4 protein-coding genes and 2 pseudogenes are annotated in these 8301 nt (G+C 58.9%); 4 read left to right on the top strand and 2 right to left on the bottom strand.

The genetic code is table 11. From position 1 onward, the window contains the following. From ACEWE8_RS25615 to arfB, 4 genes and pseudogenes are all read left to right on the top strand, one after another. A pseudogene (locus tag ACEWE8_RS25615) lies at nucleotides 1-945 on the top strand (hypothetical protein); the annotation flags it as partial. Between the two features lie 137 nt (nucleotides 946-1082). Continuing rightward, on the top strand, nucleotides 1083-4976 hold the full coding sequence (locus ACEWE8_RS25610; RefSeq protein ID WP_046785703.1) for an RCC1 domain-containing protein: 3894 nt from the start codon (nucleotides 1083-1085) through the stop codon (nucleotides 4974-4976). Nucleotides 4977-5040: 64 nt separating this feature from the next. Then, complete coding sequence (locus tag ACEWE8_RS25605) at nucleotides 5041-5898, top strand: Ig-like domain-containing protein (protein WP_046785704.1); 858 nt, start codon at nucleotides 5041-5043, stop codon at nucleotides 5896-5898. A 290-nt stretch (nucleotides 5899-6188) separates the two neighbouring features. Continuing rightward, a complete protein-coding gene (gene arfB, locus ACEWE8_RS25600; protein WP_046785705.1) occupies nucleotides 6189-6602 on the top strand; it encodes an alternative ribosome rescue aminoacyl-tRNA hydrolase ArfB in 414 nt (137 codons plus the stop codon). A gap of 75 nt (nucleotides 6603-6677) precedes the next feature. On the opposite strand, the gene ACEWE8_RS25595 is transcribed toward arfB, so the two are convergent. Next, nucleotides 6678-7895: an amidohydrolase family protein gene (locus ACEWE8_RS25595; protein WP_046785706.1), complete on the bottom strand. Its 1218-nt coding sequence runs from the start codon at nucleotides 7893-7895 to the stop codon at nucleotides 6678-6680. A 276-nt stretch (nucleotides 7896-8171) separates the two neighbouring features. Then, nucleotides 8172-8301 (bottom strand): annotated as a pseudogene (locus tag ACEWE8_RS25590) (IS256 family transposase); the annotation flags it as partial.

The following is an 8301-nucleotide window of genomic DNA, read 5'->3' as shown; positions in this document are numbered from 1 at the left end:
CCGGAAACAGTGGAAGTGAACAACTGGGATGCCCAACTCCCTGGCAAAGTGCCAATCCAGGCACTGTATTACCGACTGGGTGCGCCGGGGGGCTTATGGCGCGGGCAAAGGAGCCAATTAGCCTGGTATCAGGCAACGGGAGAATGGCTACCACTACTTCGGTATGCACCGGATGATGCCCTGACACCTTTCGGGTTTGCCCAACAAGAGCAGCTATTTGCAGGTTATGAAGTAGCGTCGCGGATCAACGCGCGCTTCGCTGATACGGCCCCCAGCTGCCCCGATGGCACAAGCCGTTATAACTGCAACGGCGTTTGGGTCAGGACGACTGATGTCGGGAGTTTTAGGGCATGGAACGTGAGCCCCTCCTCAATCAGGGGGAAGGGTGTATCTTTTAGTTATGTTGCCGCAGACATGAAAGTTACGCGCACTTATAAACCCCAGGGCTTTATAATGCTTCCCTCTGGGATTCCAGTGCAGCACCCGCTTACGTTGCGATGCATGTATCCTTACGACAGCGCGACTAGCCGTGCGACTGATATGTGCACCTTCAGAGGGGCGTGCGCTGCAATGGGCATTATAACAGCTCAACAGTGGCTGAATCGATACCGCGCCAATCCCCATTCCTCGTGTGCTTTTGGTACGGATTCAGAAGCTTTCGCTACCGTTGCTGAGATAAGGTCGAAGCCCTCTGACGCGCTCGGCTGGAATGAATTAATTATGTCCCCTTGGCCTAGTAATATTACGGCCAGCCTGCCGCTGGAGGCTTTTATCTACAGCCTGAAGTCCTATGTGTCCGGTCAAGGTCTCGCAGGCGGGCAGCGTTTTCAGCGCGAGTATCATGCAGATACAGGTACGGGCTATCTGCCACTTCTGCGCTTTGATAGCGCCGCTCCAGACGGGCAGCTAGTGACTTATCGACCTGAAGATCAATATCTTGAGTAGCGCCGGCGAGGCGCTGGCATTTTCTAGTATGTGGTTTTTAAACACTATCGGTCATTGCTAATAAATCCGATCTGCTGAAATTCGTAACGTTGGGTTCGACTTCACACCCTGCATCCAATTCACTGAGGAAATCAGTCATGGTTGACAACACCGCCGAAGCTGGCCTGCAACAGGATATTGACGATTTCAATGACTACCTTAATAAGCTCGATCCAAACAGGTTGTCTGCCAGCCCCCTTGGCCATGTCTACATTCCAGACGCTGTGCGCCCCCTCAAGACCAAAGGGGCCGATGTTGGCGTCAGCGGAGACCTGATCAACGAAGGAAGTGCCGGCTTGCCAGTGGTTATTCAGTCCTACTCGAAAATGCAAGTAGATGATGTAATCAAGATCTACTGGGACGACGATCTGGTTTGGACCCATAAAGTACGCGCTGGTCAAGACGGCCAGCCCCTGACGTTTAATATCCCGACCGAAGATATACCGGCGGGTATCACCGAGCTTTATTGCAGCGTGACGCCTGTTGACAGCGAGAATGAAGAGCAGTCCCCACACCTTAGCGTGTTGGTACGCCTCAACTATCCGGGCGAAAATGCCGCGAACGAAGATAGTCTGGCGCCCCCCTTGGTGTCCCATGACAAAATCGAACTGGACAGCCAGGGCGTGCAAGTAACTGTTCCGGTCTACAGCAAGATGCGCCGATACGACCGCATATACCTGAGCTGGTCGGACCACACGCTTGAGCATGAGGTCAAGAGCAACGAGGTGGGGAAGGCGGTTGTGATCGATATTCCCGATACCGTGGTGGAGGGAGCCTCGGATGCCGATCTGGATATCAGCTATTACGTCGTCGACGAAGTAGGCAACGAGTCCGCTGACTGGTCGTCCAGTAAGGTCATCCCGAATGGACTGGCGACGGGGTTGCCAGCGCCGTTCGTGGTCGATCCGCAAACAGGTACAAACGTTTTGCGGCTCAAGTCGGGGGAGCCTGGCAGCGCTGGGCTCAGTGTGGAAATAGACCCGCCGACAGAGGGGTTTGCGCTGGGTGCACACATCCACGCGATCTGGACGGGTGAGAGTGCACAAGGTGAGATCACTGTTGTCGATCTCGGTACGCAGGTGGTGGTCCGTGGCAGCCGCACCTTGGTGTTCGACCTACCTGCCGAATACCTGCTGGCTTTGTGGGGCGGGCGCGGTACGGCTAGCTACGAGCTTGTTCAAGGCGCCCAGGTGGAGAAGTCCAAACGCACCCGGGTCATCTTCGCCGGTACCCCACTGAAGTTGCCACCGCCACAGCTCAACGGTATCAGCCAAGGTTATGTAGACGCCGACCTCGATCCGGTCATGGTGATCATTCCCGCGGCATCCAAACTGCAGGCCAATGACATCGTCACCCTGACATGGCGCGGTACTCTGCCAGACACCACGCTACTGCTGGAGAAACCTGCCGAACTGCATATCAGCAGTGCCCGGGCCGGAGAGGATGCGGTCTTCCGGCTCGACGGTGCGAAGGCGCTGTTGCCCCTGGATGGCGGCACGCTGGAGATTTCCTACACGGTGACGCGAGGCAAAGCGCAACTACCGTCTGAATCGGCTTTACTGGACGTCGGCGATACGCTGGAAACTTTGGCGCCACCGTCGCTCGACCCCGATCCCGCCAATGCAGTCCTTGACCCTTCATTGGCGCAGTATGCTGCTGGCGTAGACCTGGTGGTGCCTCTTCCTGGCTCGATCGCTGCACCCTATGACGTCGAAATCGAATGGAGTACGTCAAGTGGTGAGGTGTACTTCGACACCCAAAGCGTGACTGACGCGAATGCCACCAGCATAAAATTCCAGATTCCACGGGCGCAGCTCGACCCTGGTCTGATCCAGGCAAAGGACGTAGCGGTGTATTACCGGATCATGCGGGCCGGCCATCCAGACCTGGTTTCGCACGATCTCGATCTGGTACTGGGCAAGCAACCGCAGTTGGACCTCCCTGTGCCCATCGTCAATGAGCTGCAAGAGGATAGCCTCGACCCGTCTGGCCTCATCCATGGTGCAACCATCACCATTCCAGCCTCGGCCCGCCTGGCTGCCGGTGACAAGGTGGTGGTCTACTGGAACGGCGACCAGGCTAACAGTGTGACCGAGGTCTATGACTGCGTGGCACGGGGCGAGGAGGGCCAGTCGCGCATCTTGCCGATCGATCTGCGTTATGTGCTTGCCAGCGAGAATGGCGAAGTGGATGTGCAGTACGAAATCATCCGGTTCGGGCACAAACGCCCCTCGGACTGGTCGGGCCTGATCAAGTTTCGAGTGCAGCGCGCAGGGCTGCCGCTGGCCGTGATCACCGAAGCAGTTCAAGGCAACATCAACCCGTTCGACCTCAAAGGCCAGGCTACCGTGGTAATCGCCGCTGCTGCCAAACTGACTATTGGTGATGAAGTGGTCGTAGAGGTGTTGGGACTGGCCTCCAATCACATGGACATCATCACCCACACCGTTAAAGCAGGTGAACCAGGCCAACCCCTGCCTGTAGTGATACCACCCGAGATCATTCTCGCAAATCTCAATCGCGGCCTGAAACTCAGCTACCGCATCGAACGGTTTACCGATGGCCGGGTTGAACAATCAGCGGAGCAACTGTACTCGGTCAGCCATGTGGTCAGTGCGGCGCCATTGCGAGTCATGGGCGCGCGCTACGGTGTCGATGGCAGGGCCGATATAACGCCGCCCCGCCACCTGGCTGCGGTCCATGCAGAGACATCGACTCCGATCATCGCCCAATGGCGCTATATGGGAGATGCCAACTGGACATCCGCGCAGCGTTGGCACGATACGCAACCTGAACGCATGCTTGAGGTGCGCACCCACGCCAACAGCACGGTGCTTAACGTCGCAAACGTGTTGGGAAACACTCTTGGCTTCACAGCAATGATTGACACCTCGAGCCCGGGTGCCTACAGCGTGCGATCCTGGGGAAGCATCGTTGCCGCACCATCGCTCAATGACGTGGTCGATCTGTCCGTCAATAGTAGGGCAATGGCGGCAAGGCGCCTCGATGGTTCTATCACTTGCTGGGGCGATGCCAGGTATGGGGCCACCATGAGGCCTGAAGATATCGGCAGGCGCGACTTCCTCAAGGTGCGCTCCAACTATTTAGCATTCCTCGCGCTGTATGGCAGTGATCATGGCGACCGCCGCTTGACTGGCTGGGGGGACTTGAACAACGGCGGGAAAATTCCACAAAACATTCTCGACCTTCGCGATGTTGTTGACACAGCCGCAAGTTATTACGCATTTGCAGCATTGCGCAGTAATGGCGCCCTGGTTGCCTGGGGAAATGGGCGCTATGGCGCTACGCTTCCCCCCGCGTTCCAGGCCTTCGACGATGTGGTCCAAGTGCAGGGGAGTGGCCATGGATTCATCGCTCGGCGAGTGACATCCAATGGTCGCAAGCAAGTGTTCTCCTGGGGCAACGTGCCCGGGGCTGGCAACATGCCGGCAGCCATCAGTGAGCGGGACGATATCGAGTCGATCGAAGCGCATGCGCTGTATGCATACTGTCTGCTGACCAGCCAGGGCCAGGTTCTGGCGTTCGGAAATTCGAGCCACGGCGGTAGCGTACCTGTCGAGATAGCCAGGCTGACCGACATTGTAGAAGTGACTTCCACCGTGTCTGCATTCTGTGCTCGCCGCCGAAATGGCCACATCGTGTCGTGGGGGCTTGCGGCCAAAGGGGGCAGTCTTCCAGCCGACATCGCCAAGCGCGCAGATGTGATTCAGGTCGCCGCTACCGCCGGAGCCTTCGCGGCCCTGTTTGCCGACGGCTCAGTCAGATGCTGGGGTGACGCTTCGACAGGTGCCAACCCAAGTGCCCTCACCGGGCAGTTGATCAACGTAAGGGCTATCTATTCCAATTACAACGCGTTCATCGCGTTGACTGACGATGGCCGGGTCCTGAGTTGGGGCAACAGCCATTATGGCGGCAACAGCCTGCCGGCACAGCCCTATCTGGTACAGAAACTGCGCGCCCAACGCAAGTGACAGCCCCGAACAGCAGGCTGGCGCACCAAAGCACTGCGCCGCGCCCTCAAGAGGAGATCCCCGCATGAGCAAACTCAACGCGCCAAGTTCCCAACACACCGTCGCCGGGTGGCTGGACCCCGACCAACTGCCGCCGCAAGGCGCGGCGATCGACATTCAGCTCGAAACTGTGGATGCAGGCGAAGAGCTGACAGTGGTGCTGGCCGATGCAGATGGGACGCAACTGGCAAGCAAAAGCCTGCCGGTCAACCATAACGACCAGAACATCACCCTGCGCTTTGCCAGCCAATTCTTCACCAAGGCTAGCGGCAAGCTGAAGGTTTATTACACGGTAGGCAAGTCCGGTCCGAGCGCTGCCCTGGAGTTCTTCATCAGTGACGGTTTTACCGGTGGTCACGTAGTGGATCTCTCAGCCCTGCGCGTGCCCGTGTTCTATCACAATGGCACGATCAAACTGCCCCAGAGCCTTCCCGCACAAATGCATTTTGCCCGGCCGCTGTCCGGTGCTACTGGCTACAAGAGCAGCAACGCAAGCGTCGCTACGGTTGACGGCGCCGGTAATGTAAGCGTCCTGCGCAATGGCAGTACCACCATCATCGCAACCTTGGCCAGTGGCGCTGAACAGCAATACTCGTTGACTGTCACAGGGCTGGTCGGGCTCGAAGTCCTCGCCAGCAGCGCAACCTTGAGCAATGCTGAGAAAACCTGCAAGGCGATGGGAATGCGAATGCCGCAGCAGTCCGACTTCGCTTTATTCAAGAGCGCCTACGGTAGTCAGATGGGAGAGTGGTTGCCAGACCTGGCGATCTGGGGAGAGGCAATCGGCGCAGACAGCGCATGGACTTTCCACCCGCACACGGCCGTGATTGTGGGCGAGTCAAGCGAAAACGGCGCTTTGCGTCAGGTGGCGGGCATGAACTGAAGCACGTTGGCAGGCCGGCTGGGGTACAGGCGCGTCGGCCAACCAGGCAACGGCTCATTCGTTGTATAGGTGCGGCGAGAGTATGTTTGGGAAATGGACTATAACGAAGAGAGAAACTGACCAAGGCGCTGTAATCAGTATGGGCCGCGAGGCGGCCCCTGCAAACAGGTGTCCGCTCAGCGGGCGAAAGCCGGCCAGTCGCGACCGACTGACACCTGTCCAGAAACCGGGGTCTTCTATGGGAGAACGGCGAACCCTGTGATAATGGGGGCAATTACAAGGGCCATGTCATGCTGACCATCTCCAATAACGTGCATCTACCGGATGCCGAAATCGAACTGACATACATCCGCGCGCAGGGCGCGGGTGGGCAGAATGTCAACAAGGTGTCCAGCGCCGTGCACCTGCGCTTCGACATCCCTGCCTCATCGTTGCCCGAGTTCTATAAAGAGCGGCTGCTGGCGCTACGCGACAGTCGCATCACCGGCGAGGGCGTATTGATCATCAAGGGCCAGCAGTACCGCACCCAGGAGCAGAACCGTGCTGACGCACTGGCGCGTCTTGCCGAGTTGATCACCACAGCCGGCAAGACCGAGAAGAAACGCCGCCCCACCAAGCCGACCCTCGGCTCGAAGACCCGCCGCCTGGAAGGCAAAGCCAGGCGGAGCAATGTCAAGGCGGGTCGGGGCAAGGTGGAATTCTAATGCTGGGATCTGCTACACCGCCTGCGCCAAAAGCGGGTAGTCGATGGTCACGTTGCTGAAGCAGTCAGCCACGGGTTATCGGCGAAGTTCTGCAGCAAACTGCGACGCCTTGAGTTGCAACTGCGCAGGCCCGCCCCAGAACGCGCCGTGGCGCACGATCACCCGTTCATGCAGCGCTGCCGCCACCGCAGCGGCAGCATTCGGGGCTTTGAACAGCACAAAACTCGCTTCGTTGCCTACCTTCAGCCCATAGCCCTTTTTACCCATCACCCCGGCACTGGCTTCGGTCGCCATGTGCAGCGCTACCCGCAGTTCCTCGTCAGTGTTGAAGCCCGAGCGATAGCTGACCAACATGGCCCGTTGCAGCATGTCGCCATTGCCGTAGGGCCACCAGGCGTCCTGGATGTTGTCGTTGCCGGTGAACACTCGCACACCGCCTGCGCGCAGGCGCAGCACGGGCGGGAAAGCGTGCTCGCCCGGGGCGTTGGTCATGATCGACACGCCTGCACCGGCCAGCACTTCGGCGGTGCGGTCCACCACGCTGTCGACAACATCACCCAGGCCATAGGCATGGCTCACCACCACCAAACCTTGCATGCCCAGTGCCTGGGTACGCGCGGCGATGCGTTCGAGCTGGGCTATGCAGATGTCACCTGGCTCGTGCAGGTGGATATCTACCTTCACCCCGTGCCGGTCGGCGATGCCGAAAACAATGTCCAGCTGCGCTTCGGCGTCACCGTCCAGGGTGGTCGGGTCGATACCGCCCACCACCTGCACACCTTCGCGTACGGCAGCCTCCATTACTTCGGCAGTGCCGGGGCAGGTCACCACGCCGGCCTGGGGGAAAGCCACCAGCTCGATGTCGATCAGGTCTTTCCACTTCTCGCGGGCTTCGAGGATGGCGCGCAGATTGGCAAGGCCGGTGGTGGCGTCCACATCCACATGGCAGCGCATGGCCAGGGTGCCGAAGGCGGCGGCCTGACGAATCAGGGCATCGGCGCGTTCGACAATAGGCGGGGCGCTGGCGAGCTCGCGCTTTTCCACCGCCAGCCGTTCACGCAGGGAGGCCACGCTCTGGTGCGGGCGCCAACGGTCGCCGACGAAACTCTTGTCCAGGTGAATGTGGCCATCGACGAACCCAGGCAACGCCAGCAGCCCTTCAAGGTCGATGGTTTCGCGGGCCGGCTCACTGGCGCGCTGCGGGCCGATATGGGTGATGCGCCCGTTCTGTACGGCAATGTGCAGGGGCAGGCCATCGGCGTCGATGGCATTGATGAACTCGCGGTCATTCATGGTCGGGCCTTTTTCCCAGGCTGAGTGATGACACACGGTAGGCAGGATCCGCACACGCCACAAATTAATTATCAGGATCGATTGCAGTGCATTTCTGGATGCAGGCAGGGCTAGGGGTAATGCCTGTCAGTTAGCGTTATCAGGGCTGCTACGCAGCCAATCGCCGGCAAGCCGGCCACACAGATACCATGCAGTTCTTGAGGTCTGCACTGTGCCTGTGATCGTGTCCCAGGAAGTGGTGTAACTCATCATGGCTCTTGCCATTGAGTTCGCCGTTTAGTTGATCACAGCTGACAGCTTGGTTTGTGGATTATCGCTGACCGCTTCGAAGGCCTCCAACTGCATGTAACGTCTTTGCAGGCACCACTCGTCGTTCTGCTCCAGCAGCATCGCGCCTACCAGCCGT

This window comes from Pseudomonas sp. TR47, from assembly GCF_044143025.1.
Taxonomy (GTDB): Bacteria; Pseudomonadota; Gammaproteobacteria; order Pseudomonadales; family Pseudomonadaceae; genus Aquipseudomonas; species Aquipseudomonas putida_E.
Note: the sequence above shows the minus strand (reverse complement) of the source record. Positions and strands in the feature narration are given on the sequence as shown.

Excerpts from the sequence above, each read along its gene's own strand:
- ACEWE8_RS25610 (WP_046785703.1), top strand. The coding sequence starts at position 1,083 with ATGGTTGACAACACCGCCGAAGCTGGCCTGCAACAGGATATTGACGAT.
- ACEWE8_RS25605 (WP_046785704.1), top strand. The coding sequence starts at position 5,041 with ATGAGCAAACTCAACGCGCCAAGTTCCCAACACACCGTCGCCGGGTGG.
- arfB (WP_046785705.1), top strand. The coding sequence starts at position 6,189 with ATGCTGACCATCTCCAATAACGTGCATCTACCGGATGCCGAAATCGAA.
- ACEWE8_RS25595 (WP_046785706.1), bottom strand. The coding sequence starts at position 7,895 with ATGAATGACCGCGAGTTCATCAATGCCATCGACGCCGATGGCCTGCCC.